The organism is Adhaeribacter aerolatus (genome assembly GCF_007991635.1).
Taxonomy (GTDB): Bacteria; Bacteroidota; Bacteroidia; order Cytophagales; family Hymenobacteraceae; genus Adhaeribacter; species Adhaeribacter aerolatus.
Genome location: NZ_BJYS01000049.1, coordinates 1 through 24974, shown reverse-complemented (window position 1 = coordinate 24974; position 24974 = coordinate 1). Strand labels below are relative to the sequence as shown.

Here is a 24974-nt window from a genome sequence, read left to right as displayed (position 1 = left end):
AATTTTGAGCTTTTGCCGGATATAAATACTTACGGTAAACATCTTAAATGCCCAGCCTGCGTACTACTTGATTTTACTATAAAATAATCATGGAATCAACCGAATCAACAAATCAAACTATTGACCAGGCTACTAAAACCTTAAAAGGTTTATTTACCAATCCTTCCGAACTAACGGATATTGTTTCGGATCCGGGCAAGAACGGTCTGGCCTACCTAAAGGCCTTATCTAATAAAGATAAACAGAACCTGGCTTTTGCTGCTGGTATCGGCCTGATTATATATGGCATTGTGCTGAACCGGAAAAACAGGTAATACACCAACAAGTGCGGTAAAATAATAACCCAAAACCAGCGCAAAAACAGCAAATAGCGTTTAACCTTTATTAACCAGCCGGTTTAATTGCCGGCTGTTTATTTTAGCTTTCCGGCGGAATATTAATTTTAGTTTGCGGATTTAAGCGGCTCTTTAACCTGGACATCCCGCACCTTGGCCGCTTTTCTTTCTTCGTTCTCCCGGATTCTTGCGGTAACTATTTTTTGTATCAGACTGTCGGGGAGCGGCTGTTCCGGGGTAAAATGAATAGCCGTGCCGGATATTTTGTAGGGACGCAGCTCCGTTTTAAATAATTCCAGCATATTTTTGGTAGCCCCGTACAAGGCCAAATGGTTTTTTAAGGCGGCAAAATATACCAGTGGCCCCAGGTATTTATAACCGGGCATCATATAACTGATAGATTCTTCGGCCTGGGGTGCGGCTGCCTTAATAGTCGCTCGTAAGTTGGCCAAGGCCAGGCGTACATTTTCTGGAACGGCCTGCAGATAGCTGTCTACATCAGTGACCTGGTAATTTTTCATGAGTGCTTTCAGTTAATAAAGGTGGGTAAAAGTTTGCGATTAAATATTTAGACATAGATTTTATAACGATTAGGGAGGTGCCGGGTGTTCCGCTGCTGCCGCCGGTTGCAGTTGATTCATGTCTATATTGTCTATTTGCATCAGGGTGGTTATAAAGCGTTGGGCGAGGCCGGCATCAGTTGGTTGCAACAAATGGCTTAAATTAGCTGGAACTATTCGCCCCTGCAAACCGAATTTACCTTTTAGCCAGCCGCACCGTACCGGTTGATTTTTTTCAGGAATTTTTAAATACGGATAAGTATAACCCCATTGCTTCTTCAGCATGGTTATCGAACCACAGGAAGGCGGTAATTTAAAGGCGGCTGGGCTGAACCTTTTTCATTTCGGTTACATTTATTTTTTTACAAGTATACAGGAATAATCCAAAAAAAGACGGTATAAAAACGACAATAACCGGGTACTTTGCGACAAATATTAGCGGCGGGAAAAGTCTGTACGAAAACCAGGAACTTTACGCCCACGTTTTGCCCTAATAAAACAGACCAGAATAAGCCAGATAATTACCTTATGATCCAACGCCAGGTTTACCGCATGCCCCAGGCCGGCTCGATTAAAAACTTAAAGCTGCAAACCGAAGACCTGGCCCCGCCCTTGGCCGGAGAAGTAGGCGTGCAGGTAAATGCCATCGGGCTTAATTTTGCCGATATTTTTGCCATGCAGGGCTTATACAGTGCCACGCCGAAAGGTTCTTTTATTCCGGGCCTGGAATTCTCCGGAGAAATTATATCTGTGGGAACGGGAGTAACCGAGTGGAAAGTGGGGGATAAGGTAATGGGTGCCACCAAGTTTGGTGGCTATGTTTCGCACCTGAATATTCACCATCGCTACGTTATTCCGCTGCCCGCCGGTTGGACCTTTGAAGAAGGAGCCGGATTTCTGGTGCAGGGGCTCACCGCTTACTATGCCCTAACCGAACTGGGCAATTTGCAGCCCGGCATGACGGTGCTCATTCACAGTGCCGCCGGCGGGGTGGGTATTCTGGCCAACCGCATCTGTAAAAAAATAGGCGCTTATACCATTGGCACAGTGGGGCAGGCAAATAAAATAAATTTTCTGCAAGAGCAGGAAGCTTACGATGCCCTGATTTTGCGCGATAATAATTTTTGCCAGAATCTGCTAAATGCCTTGGGCGACCGGCCCTTGCGCTTAATTATGGAATGTATTGGGGGTGAAATTCTGATGCAAGGCTGGAAAGCAATGGCGCCAATGGGGCGGATGGTGGTATACGGCAACGCCAGTTTCTCCAGCCACAATGCAAAACCCAATTATCCCCGGCTTATCTGGAAGTTTCTGCGGCGCCCCAAAATAGATCCGTTGCGACTACCTACCCAGAATAAATCGCTGATGGGGTTTAACCTGATTTACTTGTACGAGCAAACCGATTTAATGCACCAAATGCTGAACGGGCTTCAGGCGCTGGAACTAAAGCCGCAGCATATTGGTCACGTTTATCATTTCAACCAAATGCAGGAGGCAATTCACCTGTTTCAGCGCGGCAAAACCATCGGCAAAGTGGTAGTAAAACCAGCTGAATAAACGGTGCGGGCACGGCTGCACTTTAAACCGAAACTTTCTTATGGCTTTACTACCGGCATTACCTAAAATATTCAGTTCTGCTCTTTAGCCAATCTTTTTAATTTACGTAGGCTTGTTTACCTACCTAGTGTTAAATATTGCATGATAGATAAATCATCTGCTAATCCGGGGACCAACACCCCCGAAGCGGCGTTTTTATTTTATAAAATTTTTGAGAAGCAGGCTAACCCGGCTATCGTGCTTTCGCCGGACCTGGTTATACAGGCGGCTACAAATTCTTACCTGCGCGAAACCTTAACCGTAAGAGCAGAAATTATCGGCAAAAAGGTATTCGAGGTTTTTCCGGATAATCCGGCCACGACCGGCACTTCTCCTACCGCCAACCTGGAAGCCTCTTTGCGGCAGGTGCTAACTTCTGGTGAAACCCACCACATGCCGGTTTACCGGTACGATATTCCGGACCCGAAAAATCCGGGAGAATTCATAGAGCGTTACTGGCGCACCATTAATACGCCGGTGCAGAATGACCAGGGCGAAACCATTTGTATGGTGCACGAAACCGCTAATGTAACCGAGAGCGAAAAGGCGCGGCGGCAGCTTAAAGAAAGTCAGGCCCGGGAACAGCTAGCCAGGGCTCAGGCTGAGCAGCAAAGAATCAGGTTGGAGCGCCTTTTTGAACAAGCCCCCGCGGCATTAGCCATTCTGGAAGGCCCCGATCTGGTATACAAAGTTATAAATGAGGCCTATCAGCAATTATTTCCGGGGCGCGACCTGCTGGAGTTACCCTTGTTTGGGGCGCTGCCCGAGTTAAGAGATTCACTGGTTTACGAAATTATTTATAAGGTTTATAACACCGGCGAAACGTTTGAAGGCAAAGAGATATTAATTCCGGTAGCCCGTTTTAAAGATCAGGCCCCGGAAGATATTTACTGGAATTTTATTTACCAGGCCCTTTACGACAAAGAAGGAAAAATTAACGGCATCCTGATTTTTGCCCTGGATGTAACCGGTTTTGTATTAACCCGCCGGCAGGCGGAGCAAAATGCCGAAGCCCTGCGGCAACTGAACCAGGAACTGGAAAAACGGGTAGAAAAAAGAACTACTGCCCTGCGGCAGGCCCAGGCTGAAACTAAACAACAATGGCAGCAGCTCGAGGATTTATTTATGCGGGCACCGGCGGCCATTGTAATTCTGGAAGGCCCCCATTTAACCTTTGGCTTAATTAACCCGGTTTACCAGCAAATTTTTCCGGGCCGGGTTTTAAAGGGTAAACCCTTGTTAGAAGCCTTACCCGAACTGGCCGATACGCCCCTACCGGATATGTTGCAGCAGGTTTACCGTACCGGCGAGCCGTACGTAGCGCAAGAAATGCCCCTTATGCTGGCCCGGCACGAAGGGAAGCCCCTGGAAGAAATATACTGGACCTTTACCACCCTGCCCCGCCGCAACAGCGAAGGTACCATCGATGGCGTTATGGCTTTTGCCTACGAAGTTACCGACCAGGTAACCGCCCGCAAAGCCATCGAAGCGCACGCCCGGGAACTACGGCTGATTACCGATTCGCTGCCGGTACTCATTGGGTACATCGACAAAGAAGAGCGCTACCAGTTTGCCAACCGGGCCTACGAAAGCTGGTTCCCGATGAAAGCGCAGGATTTGCTGGGGAAAAAATTACAGGACGTAGTTGGCGAAAAAGCTTACCGGAATGTGAAAGGTTATATAAACCGGGCCTTAGCCGGGGAAGCTTTTGATTTTGAAGCGACTATGCCTTACCGCGAAGGATTTACCAAACATATCCGCACCAGCTATGTGCCCAATATTCACGACGGTCAGGTAGTAGGTTTTTATACCCTGGTAACGGATGTAACCGAACCGGTAGAGGCACGCCGGCGGGTAGAGCTAAGTGCCCTCGAAAACCAGAACATGGCCAAAGAACTGGCCCAGGTTAACGAAGATTTACGCATTGCCAACCTGGAGTTAAGCCGCGCCAACGAGCAGCTCACGCATACCAACGTCGACCTGGATAATTTTATTTATGCCGCTTCCCACGATTTAAAAGCGCCTATCTCCAACATCGAAATGCTGCTGGAAGAATTACGACTGGAACTGCCCGCCGAAGCCCTGAACACCGGCGATGCAGCCCAGATAATCCGGTTTATAAAAGATGCCATCTACCGGTTTAAGAAAACAATATTCGACCTGACCGAAATATCGAAATTGCCCAAAGGTGATGATACCGAGCTCAGCCTAGTTAACGTAGCCGCCGTGGTAAAGGAAGTGCAGCTAGACCTGGAGGGGCTTATCTTGGCGGCCGGCGCCCAAATAATAACCAGCATCGGCCTGGAAGAACGGATATCTTTCTCCCCGAAAAATTTACGCAGCATCGTGTATAACCTGCTTTCCAACGCAATTAAATACCGCCACCCGGAGCGGGTGCCCGAAGTACAAATCAGCTTTTTTGCCGAAGACAAATACCGGGTACTTGCCGTGCAGGACAATGGCCTGGGATTAAGCCCGGCCAACCAAACCAAATTGTTTTCTATGTTCCGGCGCTTCCACGACCACGTAGAAGGTTCGGGCGTAGGCTTGTATATGGTAAAACGGATAGTGGACAATGCCGGGGGCAAGATAACCGTAGAAAGCAGCCTGAATGAAGGTTCTACCTTTAAAATATATTTCCGGAATAATTAATGCGGTAGCAAATGGCGTTGGTGCAAACGCATTCACGCCAGCTGGCTTATCCGGCAAATGTTACAAGCTGGCCAGTAGAGAAAAGCGCAGCAAATACCCGTATAAGAAAAGAAAGGCGCTCATGCGGCGCCTTTCCTCTTGCCCAAACCCGGACTGAAATAACAAACTTGCCGCCAAGGCTGCTTATACTTCCTGCGGTTGCTTCTTAAACACCTTGCGCACCAGCACCACTATCTTTTCAATAATAAAGCCCAGCATTAAGCCGCCTACCAAACAAATCAGGACCACGGCTAACCAGGCCAGAATAGGCGCACCGGCCAGGGCGTGTTCAATATTTTCGAGCAAGTGGTGCAAAAACGGCACGCCGTGGGTAATAATCTCAAAACCCACCCACAACATGGCGGCCGTGCCCACATAACCCAGTATTTTTAAAAATTTAGGCATAAACCTTACAATACCGCGCCCAATATTCTGCACAGTTGCATTATTATTTCCTTTGGCCAGGTGTACCCCAAAATCATCGGCTTTTACAATTAAGCCCACAAACCCGTAAACGGCCGCTGTAATAAATACCGCCACCGCCAGCATCACAATAATCTGGTTTACCAACGGACTGGTGGCTACCTGGCTGTAAGCAATTGCCATTATTTCCGCCGACAGAATAATATCGGTACGGACGGCGCTGGTAACCCGCTCTTTTTCCAGTTCCTCCGGCGTAATTACTTTCATTTCCTCGTTTTCCTGGTGCTCCTCGCTGTGGTGGCTAAACATAGAATGTACCTTTTCGTAGCCTTCGAAACACAAGTAGGCCCCACCCAGCATTAAAATTGGCTGGATGGCCCAGGGCGCAAAGAACCCGAGCAAGAGCGCTGCCGGGCTTAAAATTAACAGTTTGTTGATGAGCGATTTTTTCGCAATCTGCCAGATAATCGACAGTTCGCGCGAAGGATCCAGGCCCACCACGTACTTAGGCGTAACGGCAGTATCGTCGATTACAATACCCGATACCTTGCCCGTGGTTTTGGCCACCTGCGTGGGCACATCGTCGAGGCTGGCCGCGCTTACTTTCACAAGGGCCGATATATCATCTAATAAAGCAAGGAGTCCGGAAGCCATTAGTTAGTTTTTGTTTTAAGCAGATACTTAATTTCTGGGATTAAGTTGGCTTAACGGTTTTTGCCCGCCACGGCCGGGCGGCAAGTTAGGGAGTGGCTTTTTGATTAACAAATAAGGGTTGCTTTTCGGGAGAGGCAATTTTACCGTTTAGAATAACTCTATAACGGTACAATAGTAATTTGAGGTGGAACAGCCCTTTATCAACCTTTAGCGATTGAAAGAGGACTGCATGAAAACACAAGTTACTGCCGTGCTCAAAAGCTATCAGTATTTAAAATAAGGAAAGCTGACCAGAAGGTATCGAGCAAAATGGAAATTCTTGCACCGGGACAAATCTTCCTTCATTTCCAAAATATTTTTTCAATAAAGAGCAGAATCAGCCATGAAGCTTTCTTCGTAAGAATATTCTTTAAAACAATTTTGGGCAGAGTCAAAGTTATAATTTAAACTCCGACCAATTGTAAGGTGCGGCACATAAGATGAAGTTTTGAACTCTTTTGGTAAGCCAGAAACAAAGGGACTTCTCCAGATATTCTTGCTCAGAGTAGAAAATAAGTTAGTTTCTCTAATTCCAACATATATTGTTTTGTTGGATGGGAAGCATTCTATACCATGTGCAGTCATAGATATTGGACTTTCCTGAGCTATTATCTTCCGTAATGAATTGAATAATTTATGCTCCAGGCTATCATCTATGACAACTGATAAAATGGTTATGTGGGGTTGAGAGTAACGGGCTGGATAAATACCAATTTTATTGCCCAGTTTAGCCCTCAAACGAAGTACTACATTTTTAACAGAAGATGAAGGTGAAATAACGAGTAAATACACTGCTACATAAGCATTTATACATTTAGGGTTATACATGAATAATTAAAATTTTAAGCTTTCATTCTAAGGGCATTTTCATTAGCTATGTCCTTTTTAATCCGAATGTGATTTTTAGGAGTAATTGCATTTGCCTAGTCTTCGAGATAGGCTGTTAAGGCTATTTAAACCTTCTATTTTCTTAATATTTAGCAGCTAATTAAATTAGTTTTATTGTCGGAAGTTGGATATATTTATGAGATAAATACCCGTAAACACAACCATTTTTAGGATTAAAGACTTAATTGCTTTCAAAAGCAGTAAATTGAATTTTTAAACCAAACTTTAGTACTAAAAATATTAGTTAAATTTATAATGATGTAATCTCTTGATTGTATAGTGATAATAAGTAAGTAGATATAATTATTTGTATTCGCTGGGGATTACAGCAAGGGTCTTATTGGTAGTAATTTTATAGGCACGAATTGAGTGCAATTCATTGAATTGATTCCGGACTGAGGGAAACTGGGAGCAAAATAAGTAATCCTCCCCCTACCCCCTCCAAAGGGGGACTTAGGGCTACTCCTATATTACCGGCTGTGGTTTTGTAGCAAATTATTTTGTAAAAAATTGTATGGGAATAGGTTTAATATTGATACTGTTAACCTAAATTAAACACACTTAAATAAAGTTGCTAAATATTAATGGCTTAATAGTGGCTGCCTCAATCAACTAAATTTAAACACCTCTGAGTAAAAGTAGTTACAGGGCAATACCCGTTAAAGCTCCAAAATTGCCGGCTCGAAGCTGTCCCCCTTGGGAGGGGGTAGGGGGAGGAAAAAACGGCGACTCCACGGATAACCGCAACCCAATCACTTAAACAACCGCCCTTACCTGCTCCACCATGTCCCGGCTAACCCAACATTTAGCCATTTAACTACTAGCCTTTATGGGCGGTGGTAAAATAGAAGCCAATTACCTACAGGCCTATTCAATTCGAATTCAGGCTAAGCCGGCAGGGTAAAGCGCTATCGCCTATTTAAACTTATTCAGACCAAAAGTTGGGCTAAGCGGTTGCGAGTCCATTAACCACAAAGGCAGCAAATAACCGGACAGATAAGCTATTTTAATATTTTGTTTTAGCTGCTTACGCCTATCAGCCATAATAATAAAAAAATATTATATATTCGAAAATTAAAATATATAGTGGCCACAAGCCTGTTTCTATTCGCTGTTTATGCTTAAAACGATTACCCTTCTATTTATTATTTCTTTATACTTTTTCGGAGAGGTAAAAGCCGCGATGCCTGCCGATACGGTGCCGCGCAGCCCCTTTGGCAACAACAATTTGCAGCAGCAGTTCAGCGACAAAGCGCATCTTTTTCGGCAAGGCATGGCTTATATGGAACAGGATAGCGTTGAAAAGGGCATAAACGTAATGGCCACCGCTTTAAAACTGGTTCAGGAAGAGAAAAAGCTTTTGCAAACCGGTAATTATCACGTGCTGGAATTGATTTCTTTTTTTGATCTCCTGCACAAAAATCAGCTTAGCCCCTCCGAAAAAGCTTTGGGCAGTGCCTTTCTGGAAGCCATTTTTGTGACAAGAGATAAAAGTATTCAAAAGAAGATTGCCACTTATATCAAAAGAAATCCGGGTTCTGTTTTTACCAACCGGTTAAAAGTTTACACCCTTTCGTATAGCCCCGGTAAGGCCTTAAACGCAGCTTTGGCCAAACTCTTAACCCTGGACTCGCTGCTGGTAAATGCCAATGTATTGCAGGCCGAGCAGTTCTTTAACCAGCAGCAATACGCCCCGGGTATTAAACACCTAAGCCGGGTAATCCGGTTAGCGCCGGCCTATGCCTATGCGTATAATTTGCGGGGCTACGGTTATTACCACCTAAACCAGCCCGAAAAAGCTATCGTGGATTATAACCAAACCATCCGGTTGTATCCGCAGTTTGCCCCGGCTTTTAAAAACCTGGGCGATGTGTATTACGATTCAGACCAATACCAGCAGGCGCTGGCGAGTTTTAAGCAACTATCCGGCCTAAACCCCGAGGCGGCTTTATACGACCTGGCGCTGTGTTTCAAGGCCCTGAAACAACCCGATAGTGCCCTGTATTACGTTGAAAAGGCTATTGCCCGGAAACCCGATGACGCCTGGGCTTATAACTTAAAAGGCGATTTAAATTACGGTAAAGATAAATACAGTTTAGCCATTCAGGATTATTCGCAGGCCATTGCCCTGGACCCCAAAGAAAGAGCTTTTTACGTAGACCGGGCCGATGCGTATTATTATGCCGGTACTTTAGATTATGCGATAGAAGACTTTATGCAAGCCTACCGCCTGAACAATAAAAAAGAATACGTCATAAAAAGATTAGGCGATTGTTATTACGACCTTCGCCAATACGAGAAAGCCATTGCGTACTGCCAGGAGGCCCTGCAATTAGACCCCGAATATTTAAGTGCCTACATGCGCCTGGCCTTAAGTTATACGCGCCGGCAGCAACATACCCTGGCCGAACAAACCTACCAGCGGGCCCTTAAAATAGACAGCACCTACGCCGGCGCTTTGGGCAACCTGGGCTGGACTTACTACTGTACGGACGAATTTAAAAAGTGCATCGATTACTCTTACCAGGCCCTTAAGTACGAGCCCGACGCCACTTATGCCATGTTTAATATTGCCCTGGCCACCTTGCGCCTGGGCGAGTTCGAGAAAGCAAAAGCCTTGTATAGCCAATTTATCCAGCTTTGTAAAAAATCGGGGTACGTAATCGAAGAAGGAGCCCGGGCAGATTTACAGGAATTAGTAACCAAAGGTATTCAGGTGCAGGAAGCCCGGTATATTATAGATAATTTCTTTTCCGAAAAGCCCTGAGGTAATTCTAACTAAAAACGAACGCTGCGCTTTGATTAAGGCTACTGCCCCGATAATAGCGGTAAAAGTTGCAGTTGGCCCCCGGTTATGCTGCTTCATTGTGGTACGTAGCCGGCAGCCAGCAACAGGCAGCCGGAATAGCGGTATAAATATTTAGCGCTTCCTGTTAAATTTACCGGTTGCCACGCCGGTATAGCGCCTGGCCGGAGCAGCGTTATTTTTTCTGAGATTATTAAAAAACTGGAAGAATAATGCTTTCTTAGGAGCTAAAACTTTACCCAGCGCTTTTGCCGATGACTGCCCAGAATTATATTCGTTATTTAAATTTAGCCCCGCACCCCGAAGGCGGCTTTTACAAAGAAACTTACCGGGCCGCCGAAAATATACCCCACGTTAGTTTACCCGCGCGTTTTGCGCCAGCCACCGGCGACCGGAGTTTTGCCACGGCCATCTATTTCTTGTTGCCGGCCGGGGAGTTCTCGGCATTCCACCGGATTAAAAGCGACGAGTGCTGGCATTTTTACGCCGGCGGATCGCTGTATATTCATGTGCTGGACTCAAGCGGCAATTACACCCGCCTGCAACTGGGCGCGAACCTGGCTAACGGCGAAACCTTTCAGGCGGTGGTACCGGCAGGTGCCTGGTTTGCTTCGGAGCCGGCACCCGGAACAAATTTTGCGCTGGTGGGCTGTACGGTTGCGCCGGGTTTTGATTTTGCTGATTTCCAAATGGCTAAAGCAGATGAGTTGGGGCAGCTTTACCCGGAGCAAGTTGAATTAGTAAACCGTTTGTGCCGACCAGCGGTAATCTAGCCTGGAACGCCTAATAAATATTTTATCGGGTGCTTTTAATTTCTAGCTTTAGGTAGCTTAAGCCAATTGCCATGTCAGCAGTATTTAAAAACCACCTAGATAAATTTATAACGATAAGCCCGGAAGAGTTTGCGGACGTTTGCGGTTATTTTGAACAAGTTAGGGTGCCCAAGAAAGAAAACCTGCTAACGGCCGGACAAATTTGCAAGCACCATTATTTTGTTTTAAAAGGGTGCCTCCGCAAATTTTTTATTAACGATAAAGGCGTAGAACAAACCACCGAATTTGCCATTGAAAACTGGTGGCTCACCGATAACCTGGCATACGAAAAGCAGCAACCTACCGCGTTTTTTATTCAGTCCGTGGAACCCACAGAGCTATTGTGTATTAATTTTCAGGCGCAGGAAGCCTTGCTGCACCAGCATCCCAAACTGGAGCGGTATTTCCGGATGGTTTACCAACGCGCCTTTGCCGCCTCGCAAATGCGCATCAAATATTTATACGATTTATCGCGCGAAGAATTGTTTTACCATTTCCTGGACCATTACCCGGAATTTGTGCAGCGCATTCCGCAATATTTACTCGCCTCCTTTTTAGGTTTTACCCCCGAATACCTGAGCGAAATCAGAAGTAAAAAGCGTTCTTAAACCAGTTTAAGTTTTTTTGGGGGCGCGTTGCCGACCTTTGGTACAGCATAATAATTCATACCCATAAAACTTAAAACAAATGGAAAAGCGCATCGATATTCTGGCAACCCAGCCCCTGGCGGGCAAAGCATTGTTGGGACTGGAAACCTACCTGGCCGGTACCCAATTATCTAAAACTCACAAAGAGCTTATAAAAATAAGAGCTTCGCAAATTAACGGCTGCGCCTTTTGCATTGATATGCACACCAAAGATGCCCTGAAACACGGCGAAACCGCCCAGCGGCTTTTTTTATTAAATGCCTGGAAAGAAACCGATTTATTTACGCCCGAGGAAAAAGTATTGCTGGCCATTACTGAAGAAGTTACCCTTATTCAGCAGCAGGGTTTAACCGAGCAAACCTACCAACAGGCCAAGGCCATTTTTGACGAAAGTTACCTGGCCCAATTAATTATGGCCGTAATAGCTATAAATGCCTGGAACCGCATTGCCATTAGTACCCACAAAGCAGTACCGCGATAGGCATACTATTAGGTAACGCTAAAATAGCAGCCAGAACAACTCCTGTTTTGGCTGCTATTTTTTTCTGAGCATTGTATAGTGTAATTAGCTTTTTAACTATACTTCAAGTTTCAGCGCAGTGTTTACTTGGAGTAGAAATGAAAGTAAGTTTTCAATTTGCACCAATTACAGATTGGTAGAAAAAGCCACAAGTTGCCATTGTGCTTAAACTTGCAGCATGTGTTTAATATTAATAAAATATATTATTCTTAAAATTAAATAAATGTAGCATAAATAAATATATTGCTATAATATATTTAGAATCATATATAATTATTAAAAATATGCGTCCAATTCAAAAAATATTATTTGGCAGCCCAGGTACTGGAAAGAGTTTTAAAATTGAAAAGAAAATCATTCCAGAAATTTTAGAAATTAGAGAAAAAACTAATATCATAAAAACTGTATTCCACCCTGAATATACATATGGTGATTTCGTAGGTAAATTAGTGCCTCATACTAAAGCAGGGAAAGTTGAATATAATTTCTATCCTGGCCATTTTCTAAAAGCCTTATCACAAGCATATAAAAATATTTTAGATGCTGTAAAAAATGGTAAATCGGAATACGAAGCAGATCGAGTTGCCTTTGTTATAGATGAAATAAATCGAGGTAATTCTGCTGCTATATTTGGAACTGTATTTCAATTACTTGATCGTTCACCTGATGGTTGGTCGTCATATAGTATTAATATAACTGAACTTGAAATACTAGCAATCCTTAAATTAATTGGAGTAAAGTTTAAAGGGTTAGCTGATAATAAGTTTGAATATAAGTTTCCTGGTGAGGCCCATGAAGTACAAGATTATTTAGTTTTTCAAAATAGAGTCGATTGCTTAAAATTAGATTTAGAATATCACCGGATTTCACTTCCTCCTAATTTGTCATTAATAGCTTCCATGAATACCTCTGATAACTCAATATATTTTATGGATAATGCTTTTAAACGAAGATGGGATTGGGAATTTATTAATGTAGAAGAGGATAATCAACGAGGTTTTGTTCAAAATAGAGTTATAAATATAGATGGAGCAGAGTTTAATTGGGCAGATTTTGTTGATAACCTGAATTTTTTTATTAGAAGTAAATACCGAGAAGTAAGGAAAATTGAGGATAAACAAATTGGTTATTTTTTTATAAATGAAGATAAAGTAACAGAAGAACATATTAAAAATAAGTTGTTATTCTTCATTTGGGATAGTGTGTTTTCAAATAATAAGAAGCCGCTTTATGAACTTCTTGAAATTCATGAGAGCGAATTAGTAACATTTGGGCAATTAGCATTACAAGCAAAAAAATTCGTAGAAAAGGTTATGGCTATTAATGATTATGCTCCTATCTAATATAAAACTAATTAAAGGAATTGAAAGGGATAGAAGCCATTATTCGTTTGTAGGAATACAGCGGAATAAGGTAAATGAAGAACTAGAATTTTGGCTTCCATTAGGTTTTGAAGATTTTCCAGAAGATTTTATAAATCTAAAATCTTTCTTCTTTAAAATGTATCGAACTTTTAGCGTGTATATTAAAAGAAAAGAGTATGAAAAACTTATCCAAAATCAAGGAATATCTAAAAGTAAAGATGGGTTTTATGAAAGTGTTAATGGTTTTGGTTTTTCAAATGAAGATAAAAATGAAATTGTTTTATACTCTAAAATTAATGCACTAGATAAAATAATTGAGGGTTATGATGAACTTAGGATTGGTTCATTAGAGAAAAAGCAAGTTAAGAGTAATGATATAGACTACTCTAAAATTCATCTATATTTACATAAATCATTTTTTCTAGAAGATGATGTGGTATATCTGGATGATATGAATATTTCAAAAAATATGATTATTCAACAAAGCCCGCCTCTTGTACAACTCTTTTGTTTTATATATACAGAAATCAAAGAAGAATTAGAAGAATTAGCAACTATTCCTTTGAAAGCTTTTGAACTAGCAGAAAACTTTAAAGAAGTATTTTTAAATACTGGAACCAAACTATTTGAAAGTGAAGAAACCCTAAATGCAACTATTTGTACTTTAAAAGAAATTCTAAATGATATAGATTTATTTACAATTTATAAGGATGAAGATTATTGGCATTTTTACAATGCAGTTGAGGCTTTCTTGTATTCAGAGAAAAATGATAATGAGGATGATATTTATTGGGGTATGAATAACTTTTATGATGTATGGGAAGATATGTGTCAATTTTATGCCTTAAATAATTATCCTTATTCGGAATTAAAATGGTACGCAGATATACGGGGAGTTTTAAAATCCTATAAAAGATCAACTATTAATCCTTTTGAACTTACCCTTAATAAAGAAGTTGCTAAACGTACTCTTAGACCTGATTTAGTATTACTCACTACAGTATCAACCGAAAAGGTTAAGAGAAACTTGTATTCCGTCCTACCTAAATTTAATAGGATTACTAAAGAGAAAACGTTTAAAGTGAAATTTAACGATTATAGTTATATTAAATCTATACATCCGAAAATTAGAAATTATTACCTTAACTTATTAACTAAAATCAAGCAAGAAGATGGTAGAATGGTGCACTACCTCACTGAAGAAAGCCTTCATAAGTTCAATGATTTAGTAGAAAGCTACTTATTAAGTTCTGTTATACCGATAACGGATATAAAGGATTTAATGGATAAAAATAGTGAGGTCTATATTATAGATTACAAATATCTATCTGAAGGTTCTTTTCATGAGTACAATGAATTCTCTATAGATGAGGACGGTAATAACAAAATAAAAGAAGATATAAAGAAACAGCTAGTTTATGAGTGGTCCATTCAAAATAATTTCAATAAAGTTAAAACTAAAAGTGAATTTTGGATTCCAAGCTTTACAGATAGTTTAAGTTTTGAAACATGTAAAAAATACATAGAGATTAGCAATTGTAAATTTAATGAAAGTCAAATTAAGGTGGTAAAGATAAATTTTAACATAGTTCAAAACTTTTACATAAAGAAGGGAATATATGTTTAAACATAATGCGGCAGAAAGTGTTTTAAGCCAATTTAATCCTGTTATGACTCTCAAGCCTAGAGTAAGGAAATTAGTAAACGATGAATTCTTAATTCCAATTATCGAGCAATTCTTTTCTGATAAAGGAGGTATAGTTAACTTCGAACCTTTGGATACTGATAAACTTAAAACTGAAATTGAATTTGGGAATTTAGAGGAAAGCTTTGTTCAAGATTATGTATATAAAGAAATTATAAATACAATAACAAAAAGCCAAGAAGGAGTGGTTTGTTTCAAGCCTCGATATGTTATAACCTTTGATGAAGATTTGACTACAGAAGAGGACGGTATTTATGGTGCATTAAAACTAGGTAATTCTCCAATTCTTTATTATATAAAAATAAACTTACAATCATTAATTCGGTTTATAAAATTAAAAGAAAAACTGATAAATGTACATGGAGAAATTGAGCCAGTACTTGTTAAGAATGTAGAAACACAAGAACAAAAGCGCAACCGGCAGCTTGATCAAATTATTAGGCAGAAAGAAGAAGTTTCTTCCGAAGTTGATGAGGAAACAAGATTTAAGTTAACTCAAGATATCACGAGACTTAATAATCTTAAAAATGAAATGGTTGTTGGTGAATCTGGATTTTTGCAGATCAATCTTGCTTGGGAATCTGCTGATGATTTGGATTTGCATGTTGAAACACCAAGCGGTACAATTTCCTATAATTCTAAGATAATAGAACATAAAGGAATAATTGGAGAACTAGATATAGATAAAAACGCTCAGTCGCCTTTTGATAGCCAACCTCAAGAAAATGTATTTTGGCCAATTATGCCGCAAGGTAGATGCAAAATAAAGGTACATTTCTATACATCTAGGGAGAAAAGTGAAGTTCCTTTTACTTTGTCAATACTTCCTAAAATTGGAATTGGTAGAGTTTACGATGCGAAGATTAATTATACATCATCTAGGATGTTAGAAATAGCTGAATTTGAATTTATTAACGAAAAGTTAGAGATTGTTGATTTACTAGTTTAAATAGAATTATTAATTAACAGTTCTAATGCAATACAAAAAACAATATAAACTTACACGTTCCGTAGATAATTATAACATATAAAGAACAGGTTGTGGTTAAAAAACATGCTGATTATAAATGCACCTTAAGGAGCTTGTATAATTACTTTGCAGTCGCTTAAATATTTGGAAAAGCCTTTTAATCTGGTCAAAAAATTAATATGCTGGAATCTAGCCGCTTAGCTGCCAGCTTCTTAAACGAGTGTATGGCACAAAGCTATGTGAGGAAGTAAGCCAGACCGATGTTTTTGTGTTATAAGCTAAGATTACTAGAGGTAAGAGGTTGGTAAATTCAAAGCACAAAATTACTTCGCTTCCTGGTAATTAAACCGGTAATGCAAACCCAACGAAAATTGGCGTTGGCGCACCTGGTAAGGGGTTTGGGAGGTGCCCCACAGGTAAAGCGGTTCCAGCACTATGCGGTTTTGCACTATAATTTGGCCGCTCACGAATATGTCTTCCATGCCAGTGAGGCCAGCCCGTAAAAAGCTGCCGTTCCGGAGGCCAAAGCCGCTGCCCACACCTACCTGGTGCCGCAAACCCGGTAAAGCCGAAGGAAACTGCTGGGCCAGTTGATAATCCATAAATAAATACCGGATAGGGCCCACCCGTATAGAGGCCTGCGGGTAAAAAGGTGTTTTAAAATTGGCCGAGGTGGGCGGGCTATTGTCTTCTTTGTCCTGGTTTTCGCGGGAGATAAGTAAGTTGCCGGCCACCAAACCGCCGCCCAAACCAACCCATTTGGCATTATAATTAAAGTAAGGATTTACCCCAAACAAGTAGGTTTTTACCGGCTGCCTAATGGTGGTGTTGTCGGTAACGTCTGTTTCCTGGTGTTTGCCGGCAAAAGCATTCAGGCCATAGGTAATTTCGGTATCCTCTCTTTTTTTGGTATAAGCGTAGCCGGCCCCTTGCAAGGTATATTTTTGCTCGTAATATTTGGTAATACTTTGGTCATCGCAGGAACTGTTGGGGTCGGTGCCCCGGCTCAGAATTACGGAGTGGTCGTTCTGGTACTTACCATTGGCAAACCCTACTTTAAAAGAACTAAACGAACTGATTTTATTTTTATCGGGTTTAGCGCCGTCCTGGTCGGTGGGCAAGGTCTGGCTCATGAGTAACAAAGGCAACACCAGGATGCCCAGCGCCAGCCAGCGGAACGGCGGTAAAAATATATGCCGGAAAAAATAAGTGCTCACAAAAACCACGGCCGGCACCAGGGCCATGTTTATGGCCAGCAGCTCGATAAACGTAAGCCAGTGCCGCAACCCCCAGGTAATACCTACCAGGCCCGCTAACAGCAAAAGCATAACCGCCATAGCCGGCGGCTGGTCGGCGGCCGGAGCCGGTTTTGTATATTTTTCGCGATAGATAAATAAAACGCTCAACCCCAGAATAACCGCCAGCAAACACCATTGTATTTTTATCAGTCCGCCCACTACCGTGCCCCCGGTAGCATGGGCCAGCGGCGACCGCATAAACTCGCTGAAGAACCGGAAGAAACAGTACAGTATAAACGAAAGGGTTAAATAATTGCCGGGCGCTTTAATATACCGCCGCACCAACAATAAAATGCCCACCACCAGCAGTCCATTCAGGGCTTCGTACAATTGCGTAGGGTGTACTGGCAACGAATATAATTCCGGCGCTTGTATCAGCCCGGCCTGAAACTGGTGGTAATGCGGCAGCGTGCCGGGTAAATATTGCACGCCCCAGGGCACCCCCGTAATGTTACCGTAACAACAGCCCGCCAGCAAACAGCCCGGCCGCTGCATCGCAATCGACAACGGAATAACCAGGGCAAAAGCATCGAGGGTTTCGGTTTTAAGCCGCAGCAGTTTTTTAATAGCAAAGTACCCCAAACTTACCAGCAGCAAACCACCCAGCAAAGTTTTGCCCGTAGCCGGCGGTAAATAATACTGGTTGAGCAGCACCTGCCACTCTTGCCCCGAAAACGAAAACAATTTGGTGCCCAGAATAAACAGCACCCGCGTAGCCGCCAATACCAGCAGCCACACCGCCAGGTTGTAATGCCGTTTAACCCCAATCCAAATCAGTAAAACATACCCTACCAAAAAAGCCAGCAAATAAAACAAGTCGTAGTAAAAACCCCCGTTGGCATTAACAATAAACAGTAGCTTATTCATGGTGATGGGTTTTAAAATATTAAACTACCGGATAAGGGTAAGCAAATGGTTGTGCCTAAACTGCTAAGTGCCACCCCATTATTTCCGCTTTTTATAAAAGGAATTGGTGGGGTTGATACTTAAGTGGTTGCCTCAATATTTGTCCCCGCAATTAAATGCTTGTTATTAGAAATAATCAGCAAGTATGGCGAATCAGTTCGTCGGCTCTGGCGGAGAAAGATGCGGAATATTTAGGTTAGTGGTAAGAAAGAAAGTGGTTTATATAAATATAATGTTTTTAATTGTATTATAATGGTTTTAATTTAAATATTTTAGGCAATAGGCGAAGTGGTTCTGGTGGTGGTTGGTGCAGTTGCCTCATGCCGTTACTATTAAAATAATTTTTGGCTGCTTGTTTAAATATGCTCTCCGGTTAAAATGTATTAATTGGTATTTACCGGAAAGTCCTCCCCCTAGCCCCCTCCGAAGGGGGACGTTCGCAGTCCGTGCACCTTCAAACCGTTCGCGTTATCAGCTCGTGCCAAAATATATTCCGTTATTGGGGTTCGCTGGCCGGGCAATAACCTTTAATCCTTTCAAAGGGAGCCGTGCGTAGGTTGGGGAAAATATGCTTGCCGATAACTTGTAAAAACCTCCTTCAAAAGCATTTTCGTATAAAGCTGCATTACCCGAAAGTCCCCCTTTGGAGGGGGTAGGGGGAGGATTTTCACCAACTCCTAATCTGTCACCACTCGGAGGAGGAAGGATTAACATGGAACCCAACAACCACTACAACAGAAAACTAAAGCCCCTAGCCCGTAACCTCCGCAACGATTCGACGAAAGCAGAAATCCGATTGTGGTGCGAGTTATTGTCGGGTAAACGGTTGGCAGGTTATGGTTTTAGAAGGCAACGACCAGTCGGCAATTACATTGCAGATTTTATGTGTAAAGAATTAAAGCTGATTATAGAAGTAGATGGCTATTCGCATCAGTTTAAAACAGAAGCCGATATACAACGGGATGCGGAATTAAATGCTTTAGATTTTACGGTGCTGCGATTTTCGGATGCGGAAGTAATGCAGGATTTACCGAATGTGCAACGAACGCTGGAAGCCTGGATTGAACAGCATGGAAAATCGTCGGGGTAAATATCCTCCCCTACCCCCTCCAAAGGGGGACTCTGCTACTGGTATTAAAACGGCTGACGTTTTATAGTGTGCAGTTGGTGAAAGTTCGACACCTTGTAAATAAGTTACCTGGAGGATTCTCGGAATAGGTAAATTTAAAAGCCTTAACAGAAAGCAGAAAAATTGATTAAGCCGAAATAAAAATCAAAAGCAATAAAAGTTCCGATAGCCCAAGTCCCCCTTTGGAGGGGGTAGGGGAGGATATTTCCCAATACATTTACCGGCGGCCTGTGCTAAAAGTCCTTCTTCGGAGGTGTCAGGAGGAGGAATATCCCAAACCCAAAAGAATTACCGATATTTGCCCGGTTTAAACCCCGGCGGTTTACGTAACTATCTACGAAATAAAATTTAATTCCCTTGCCTTTCAATCCATTCAACATAGACTTACCCGTTCGGGAAATAATACCCGCAGTAAGAGAACAGCTTGCCAGTAAAAATACGCTGATTGTAAACGCGCCGCCGGGTGCGGGCAAAAGTACCTTGCTGCCGCTGGCCTTGTTTGAAGAAGCCTGGTTAGCCGGCCAGAAAATAATTATGCTGGAGCCCCGGCGCTTAGCCGCCCGCACCATTGCCGAGCGCATGGCGTTTTTGCTGGGCGAGGAGGTAGGCCAAACCGTGGGGTACCGAATTCGTTTCGAGAACCAGGTTTCCGCTAAAACCCTCATCGAGGTGGTAACCGAAGGCATTCTTACCCGCATGATTCATTCGGATAATGCCCTGACGGGCGTGGGCCTGGTGATTTTCGATGAATTTCACGAGCGCAGCATCCACGCCGATGTAGCCATGGCTTTGTGCCGCGAAGCCCAGCTTACCCGGCGGCCCGATTTACGCATCCTGGTCATGTCAGCTACGCTGGATATGCCTACCTTAACCACTTTGCTGAAAGCGCCGGTAGCGCAGAGCATGGGCCGGCAATACCCGGTGGAGACTATCTACGCCGGCGAACTCGACGAAATGCTGTTGCCCGAAATGACGGCCCGCGCCGTGCAGCGGGCCCTACGCGAAAAAGCCGGCGATGTGCTGGTGTTTCTGCCTGGCGAAGGCGACATTAAAAAGGTTGAGGGTATTTTGCGGCGGCAGGTGCGTTACGTAGCCATTCACCCGTTGTTTGGCAAGCTGCCCCCGGGCAAACAATACGCCGCCCTGATGCCCGACCGCCAGGGCAAACGCAAAATAGTGCTGGCTACTTCTATTGCCGAAACCAGCTTAACCATCGAGGGCATTACGGTGGTGGTCGATACGGGCTATGGTAAAACCTCGCGCTTTGACCCTAACTCGGGCTTGTCGCGCCTCGAAACCATCCGCATCTCGAAAGACGCCGCCGACCAGCGCGCCGGGCGGGCTGGCCGCCTGGGCCCGGGTACCTGTTACCGCCTCTGGACTGCCGCTGCTCACGAACGCCTGGCACCCCACCGCACCCCCGAAATAATGGAAGCCGATCTGGCGCCGCTGGTGCTGGACATGGCCCAGTGGGGTATTATTGATATCCGGAGTTTAACCTGGCTGAACCCGCCGCCGCGCGCCGCCCTGCAGCAGGCTTCCGACACCCTGCACCAACTCCACGCCCTGGAAAATGGCCGCATCACGGAACATGGTAAAAAAATGCACGCGCTGCCCACACACCCGCGTATCGCCCACATGCTCCTGAAAGCCGAAGAAACCGGTCAATTGCCCTTAGCTACCGATATTGCCGCCGTGCTGGAAGAACGTGATCCGCTGCCCCGCGAAGCCGGCATTGACCTAAATTTAAGAATCGAAGCCTTGCGCCGTTACCGGCAAGAAAACGGCGGCCCCAAAGCCCTGAAGAAAATAGAAAAGATTGCCGCTTCATACCGCCGGCTATTCAATATTTTGCCGGAGAACGGCCCCGTTGACCCTTACGAAACCGGCGTGCTGCTGGCCCATTGCTACCCCGAACGCATTGCCTATGCCCGCCCCGGCAACAACGCGCAGTTCCAGTTGGCCAACGGCAGCTACGCGCAGGCCGGTCACCGCGACGACCTGGCGCACGAGCCTTGGCTGGCCGTGGCCCAACTCGATGCCCGGCAGGGCCTGGGCAAAATATTCCTGGCCTCGCCGCTGAACCCCCGCGATTTGGCCCCGCTCGTGAAACAGCAGGACGTAATTACCTGGGACACCACCGACGGCGAACTCACCGCCACCCGCGACCTCCGCATTGGCTCCATTGTGCTGCAAAGCAAACCGCTGCCGCCCCCCGACGACAAACACCGGGTACCTGCTATTATGGAAGCAATTAAAAAAGAAGGCGAGCACCTGCTGAATTTTACCGAAGAAGTAACCCAATGGCAGCTCCGGGTACTGAGTTTACGTAAGTGGCGCCCCCAGGAAGCCTGGCCCGACGTGAGTACGCCTACTTTGCTGCTCACCAACCCCGAATGGCTCAAACCCTACCTGACAGACGTGGAAGTGCCCGAAGACCTCAGGGAAATAGAATTGCTGCCAATATTAGAAAAGCAGTTAGATACTGATAAAAAAGAACGCCTGGAAGGATTGGCTCCGACTACCATTGCGTTGCCCGACGGTTCCGATATGCAACTGGAGTACCAGCCTAACGGCCTGCCACCGCGCCTGGAAATTCGGCTACAAGACGTACTCGGCTGGCAACAGCACCCCCGCGTAGACGGCAGCGAAATAACCGTAGAACTTCACCTGCTCACCCCTGATTTGCTGCCCCTGGCCGTCGTTACCGATATTAATCGCTTCTGGCGCGAAGACTACCCGGTACTTCTCCCGGAATTAGGAGCGAAATATCCGAAGGTGAATTGGCCGGATAAGGGAGGGAAGTAGCTGTTTTCTTAGGAAAGGCCGGAGAAAGGGAATAGGAGTGTGAAGTAAAATGCTTGTTTGAAGAGTTATTTTAATCAGCAATAGACAGGAGAAAGGGAGTAGGAACTGGAAGTAAAATCCTCCCCCTACCCCCTCCCAAGGGGGAAGTTCGCAGGCTGGTAAAAAATACGCAGGTATGGTGCAAATATTGAGACTTATGAAATAGCCTTTCTAAAAGGTGTTTGCGTAAAAAGTTGCATTACCAGTAAGTCCCCCTTAGGAGGGGGTAGGGGGAGGACTTACATTTATTTTAATATGCTTCTAAAAAGGCCTGTAGCGAAACAGGCCTTTTGGAATATTATAGATGTAAAATTTTCAGAGGTCAGAGGCAATAATCACGAGCGGGACGCTCGCGGTAGCCTGCAGTAATCAATTCGTTAAATATCTTACTTATAAAAATTCGGTGGCGGGTTTAGTTTGGTGTTTTGCCGTTGGTGCCAATAGGGGTAAATGGGTGGTACTTCGCTGGCTTTATCGAGTCTTTTTACCTGGTCTACCGTCAGGTTCCAGCCAATAGCACCTAAGTTTTGTTTTAGTTGTTCTTCGTTGCGGGCGCCAATAATAATGCTGGAAACCGTAGGGCGTTGCAACAGCCAGTTTATCGCCACCTGGGCCACGGTTTTACCGGTTTCTTCGGCTATCGCGTCCATTACATCCAAAGTATTATAAAACACCTCCTCGTTTACAACGGCCTGGGGTACGGGACTGCCGCCTTGCGCCACGCGGCTATCGGGTGGCAAAGGCTGGTTGCGCCGGTATTTTCCGCCCAAACGGCCGGCCGCCAGCGGCGACCAGATAATACCGCCTACTCCCTGGTCCAAGGCTAGCGGCATCAGCTCCCATTCGTACTCCCGGTTAGCCAGTGAGTAATAAACTTGGTGCCCCACGTAGCGGCTCCAGCCATATTTTTCCGAAACGGCCAACGATTTCATTAAATGCCAACCCGAAAAATTAGAAGCTGCCAGGTAGCGCACCTTGCCACTTTGCACCAGCCCGTTTAAGGTATTTAGGGTTTCTTCCACGGGTGTATTGCCGTCGAAGCCGTGCATGTGGAAAATATCAATATAATCGGTGCCGAGACGTTTCAAGCTACCTTCTACTTGCTTAATTAAATGCGACCGGGAAGAGCCTTGATTGTTTGGCCCTTCGCCGAACGGAAAAGTAGCCTTGGTTGAGATAATCATTTTGTCCCGTTTGCCCGCTATGGCTTTCCCTAATATTTCTTCGGATAAGCCTTGCGAATAAACATCGGCTGTATCGAAGAAATTAACGCCGGCTTCCAGGCAAATATCGATTAACCGGGTGGCTTCGGTTACCTGAGTGCTGCCCCAAGCTTTAAAGAATTCGGTGCCACCGCCAAAAGTAGCTGTGCCAAAACTTAATACCGGTACAAATAACCCCGAGGCACCAAGTTGTCTGTATTCCATAGTTTTTATTTTTTATTTCGGATAATGAATAATGTTTAGGATTGGTAAAAAATCAAAAACGAAAATCTAGGATTTAGCCGGAAATAATTTTCCATTGAACTTACCCCTGGTACGCTAAACTTAAATTAAGTTTAGGTAAAAAGCATGCGCTTATAAGCTAAGGTAGCTGAATAGAAGACTATTCGGCAAAAAGCTGGTTGAAATAAGCGCCAGCGAGGATGCTGACGCCAGCAAATTGGAAAATAAACGCTACCTGAATCGGGGATAAAGTAGATATCAGCACAAAACAAGACTCTGATTATTTTTCCTCTTCGTACCTGATGATATTTTATAACAAAGGGAGTTTAGCCACATTATTTTTCCGATACCAGTACCGATACATTGTTGGTATCGATGATGGTTTCGGAGGTTACCAGGTTGGCTGCAGCGGTCGATGCGCCACTGCCGGTATTGGGTGGAGCAGGCTTTCCGGTGGTTGGTTGGTTTGAAATTTCCGGAGCTTTGTTTTTGACGGGCGGAGTAAGCGCCTTCGGAAATGCTGCCGGCTCAGTTGCAGGGTTTTGACTCGCTTTATCTGGTGCTTTAGCTTCCTCATCGTTGGTCGGTTGCTCATCGGCCGTATCTACCGAAACCACGGTTTTGCCGGGTGCCCCGGTAAAGTTTTTATCGAAATTAAAATCAATGCCGCCTATAATTTTATTCGCTTTATCATACGCTTCGATAAGGGTGCCCAGGCTAATAAGTTTGGCATTGTATTTAAACAAGGCCACTTGCATTAAATCGCAGGCGGCAATGTAGTTGTTGGTTTTAGAAATAATATTGAAGGCTGATAATATGGATAAAGAAACCGTAGACGCAATGGCAATTAATTTTAAGCGGTCGGCGGTTAAAACAGCGGAGCGGGTATCTAAATAAACCGAAACAATAACGGAACCCAGAATGGCCACCGTGCCGAGTACCCCTACCAGCAAATGGTATAACAGGTTTTTTAACCGCCAGGCTTGCAGCTCTTTTTGAATATTTTTAATAATCAAATCGGCATCGGTCTGGTTGATAACCTTTATGTGAGCCGGGTTTTCGGAAGTTAAGGTTGTCTTCATACAGTCAGCTATTTATATCTAATTAAATATAAGTATTTTATGCTGAATATTTAATAAAAATTAGCTGGTTTAAATCTATCTGATCGGGTGTATTTGCCAGGGTAAAGCCCAAAGAAACTATTTTTAGGTTGATGCTAATTTCCCCGGAATTAACTTACTGTCCGGCGCAAGAGGGGGCTGACCAAAAGAAAACCGGTGGGATTATTTTTTATCGGTGAAGTTCTGGATATTATATATAACACCGAGCGCGAGCGCTT

The 24974-nt window shown here is 44.0% G+C and carries 19 protein-coding genes; 12 read left to right on the top strand and 7 right to left on the bottom strand.

Annotation, left to right across the window (positions count from 1 at the left end; genetic code table 11):
- The first annotated feature begins 89 nt into the window (after positions 1 to 89).
- A complete protein-coding gene (locus AAE02nite_RS23700; RefSeq protein ID WP_246151232.1) occupies positions 90 to 314 on the top strand; it encodes a hypothetical protein in 225 nt (74 codons plus the stop codon).
- Positions 315 to 442: 128 nt separating this feature from the next.
- On the opposite strand, the gene AAE02nite_RS23695 is transcribed toward AAE02nite_RS23700, so the two are convergent.
- Both AAE02nite_RS23695 and AAE02nite_RS27060 read right to left on the bottom strand, forming a co-directional pair.
- Positions 443 to 856 (bottom strand): iron chaperone, encoded by a 414-nt coding sequence (locus AAE02nite_RS23695; protein ID WP_146904398.1) that lies wholly within the window; start codon positions 854 to 856, stop codon positions 443 to 445.
- A gap of 274 nt (positions 857 to 1130) precedes the next feature.
- The gene (locus AAE02nite_RS27060) at positions 1131 to 1196 is read right to left on the bottom strand and encodes a hypothetical protein (RefSeq protein ID WP_371863496.1); all 66 of its coding nucleotides are present in this window, start codon (positions 1194 to 1196) and stop codon (positions 1131 to 1133) included.
- A gap of 227 nt (positions 1197 to 1423) precedes the next feature.
- On the opposite strand from AAE02nite_RS27060, the gene AAE02nite_RS23685 reads away from it, so the two are divergent.
- Positions 1424 to 2452 carry an alcohol dehydrogenase catalytic domain-containing protein gene (locus AAE02nite_RS23685; RefSeq protein WP_146904395.1) on the top strand — a complete coding sequence of 343 codons (1029 nt, stop codon included), beginning with the start codon at positions 1424 to 1426 and terminating at the stop codon, positions 2450 to 2452.
- 141 nt (positions 2453 to 2593) lie between these two features.
- Positions 2594 to 5143 (top strand): PAS domain-containing sensor histidine kinase, encoded by a 2550-nt coding sequence (locus AAE02nite_RS23680; protein ID WP_146904390.1) that lies wholly within the window; start codon positions 2594 to 2596, stop codon positions 5141 to 5143.
- Positions 5144 to 5326: 183 nt separating this feature from the next.
- Here AAE02nite_RS23680 and AAE02nite_RS23675 read toward each other — a convergent pair whose 3' ends face one another.
- A complete protein-coding gene (locus tag AAE02nite_RS23675) occupies positions 5327 to 6259 on the bottom strand; it encodes a DUF808 domain-containing protein (protein ID WP_146904385.1) in 933 nt (310 codons plus the stop codon).
- 360 nt (positions 6260 to 6619) lie between these two features.
- A complete protein-coding gene (locus AAE02nite_RS23670; RefSeq protein WP_146904382.1) occupies positions 6620 to 7126 on the bottom strand; it encodes a 2'-5' RNA ligase family protein in 507 nt (168 codons plus the stop codon).
- A 1177-nt stretch (positions 7127 to 8303) separates the two neighbouring features.
- On the opposite strand from AAE02nite_RS23670, the gene AAE02nite_RS23665 reads away from it, so the two are divergent.
- From AAE02nite_RS23665 to AAE02nite_RS23635, 7 genes are all read left to right on the top strand, one after another.
- Positions 8304 to 9953, top strand: coding sequence for a tetratricopeptide repeat protein (locus AAE02nite_RS23665; protein ID WP_146904379.1), 1650 nt, complete (start codon positions 8304 to 8306; stop codon positions 9951 to 9953).
- 293 nt (positions 9954 to 10246) lie between these two features.
- Positions 10247 to 10765 carry a cupin domain-containing protein gene (locus tag AAE02nite_RS23660; RefSeq protein ID WP_146904376.1) on the top strand — a complete coding sequence of 173 codons (519 nt, stop codon included), beginning with the start codon at positions 10247 to 10249 and terminating at the stop codon, positions 10763 to 10765.
- A gap of 71 nt (positions 10766 to 10836) precedes the next feature.
- A complete protein-coding gene (locus tag AAE02nite_RS23655; RefSeq protein WP_146904373.1) occupies positions 10837 to 11412 on the top strand; it encodes a Crp/Fnr family transcriptional regulator in 576 nt (191 codons plus the stop codon).
- Positions 11413 to 11491: 79 nt separating this feature from the next.
- Positions 11492 to 11932, top strand: a complete 441-nt coding sequence (locus AAE02nite_RS23650) for a carboxymuconolactone decarboxylase family protein (RefSeq protein ID WP_146904370.1) — start codon at positions 11492 to 11494, stop codon at positions 11930 to 11932.
- A 323-nt stretch (positions 11933 to 12255) separates the two neighbouring features.
- Entirely contained in the window at positions 12256 to 13314 is a 1059-nt protein-coding gene (locus AAE02nite_RS23645; RefSeq protein WP_146904367.1) for a restriction endonuclease, read from the top strand.
- Positions 13301 to 14962 carry a hypothetical protein gene (locus AAE02nite_RS23640; protein ID WP_146904364.1) on the top strand — a complete coding sequence of 554 codons (1662 nt, stop codon included), beginning with the start codon at positions 13301 to 13303 and terminating at the stop codon, positions 14960 to 14962. Before AAE02nite_RS23645 ends, AAE02nite_RS23640 begins: the two co-directional genes overlap by 14 nt.
- Positions 14955 to 15989 carry a hypothetical protein gene (locus tag AAE02nite_RS23635; protein ID WP_146904348.1) on the top strand — a complete coding sequence of 345 codons (1035 nt, stop codon included), beginning with the start codon at positions 14955 to 14957 and terminating at the stop codon, positions 15987 to 15989. The genes AAE02nite_RS23640 and AAE02nite_RS23635 overlap by 8 nt, the downstream gene beginning before the upstream one ends.
- Before the next feature lie 344 nt (positions 15990 to 16333).
- Here the strand turns inward: AAE02nite_RS23635 and AAE02nite_RS23630 are convergent, their stop codons facing one another.
- A complete protein-coding gene (locus tag AAE02nite_RS23630; protein WP_146904344.1) occupies positions 16334 to 18175 on the bottom strand; it encodes a prolipoprotein diacylglyceryl transferase family protein in 1842 nt (613 codons plus the stop codon).
- A 751-nt stretch (positions 18176 to 18926) separates the two neighbouring features.
- Here AAE02nite_RS23630 and AAE02nite_RS23625 point away from each other — a divergent pair.
- Both AAE02nite_RS23625 and hrpB read left to right on the top strand, forming a co-directional pair.
- Positions 18927 to 19304 (top strand): endonuclease domain-containing protein, encoded by a 378-nt coding sequence (locus tag AAE02nite_RS23625; RefSeq protein ID WP_146904341.1) that lies wholly within the window; start codon positions 18927 to 18929, stop codon positions 19302 to 19304.
- A 396-nt stretch (positions 19305 to 19700) separates the two neighbouring features.
- Positions 19701 to 22151 (top strand): ATP-dependent helicase HrpB, encoded by a 2451-nt coding sequence (gene hrpB / locus AAE02nite_RS23620; protein ID WP_146904338.1) that lies wholly within the window; start codon positions 19701 to 19703, stop codon positions 22149 to 22151.
- 425 nt (positions 22152 to 22576) lie between these two features.
- Here hrpB and AAE02nite_RS23615 read toward each other — a convergent pair whose 3' ends face one another.
- Both AAE02nite_RS23615 and AAE02nite_RS23610 read right to left on the bottom strand, forming a co-directional pair.
- On the bottom strand, positions 22577 to 23617 hold the full coding sequence (locus tag AAE02nite_RS23615; RefSeq protein ID WP_146904335.1) for an aldo/keto reductase: 1041 nt from the start codon (positions 23615 to 23617) through the stop codon (positions 22577 to 22579).
- Positions 23618 to 23970: 353 nt separating this feature from the next.
- Positions 23971 to 24717 carry a hypothetical protein gene (locus AAE02nite_RS23610; protein ID WP_146904332.1) on the bottom strand — a complete coding sequence of 249 codons (747 nt, stop codon included), beginning with the start codon at positions 24715 to 24717 and terminating at the stop codon, positions 23971 to 23973.
- Positions 24718 to 24974 lie beyond the last annotated feature (257 nt).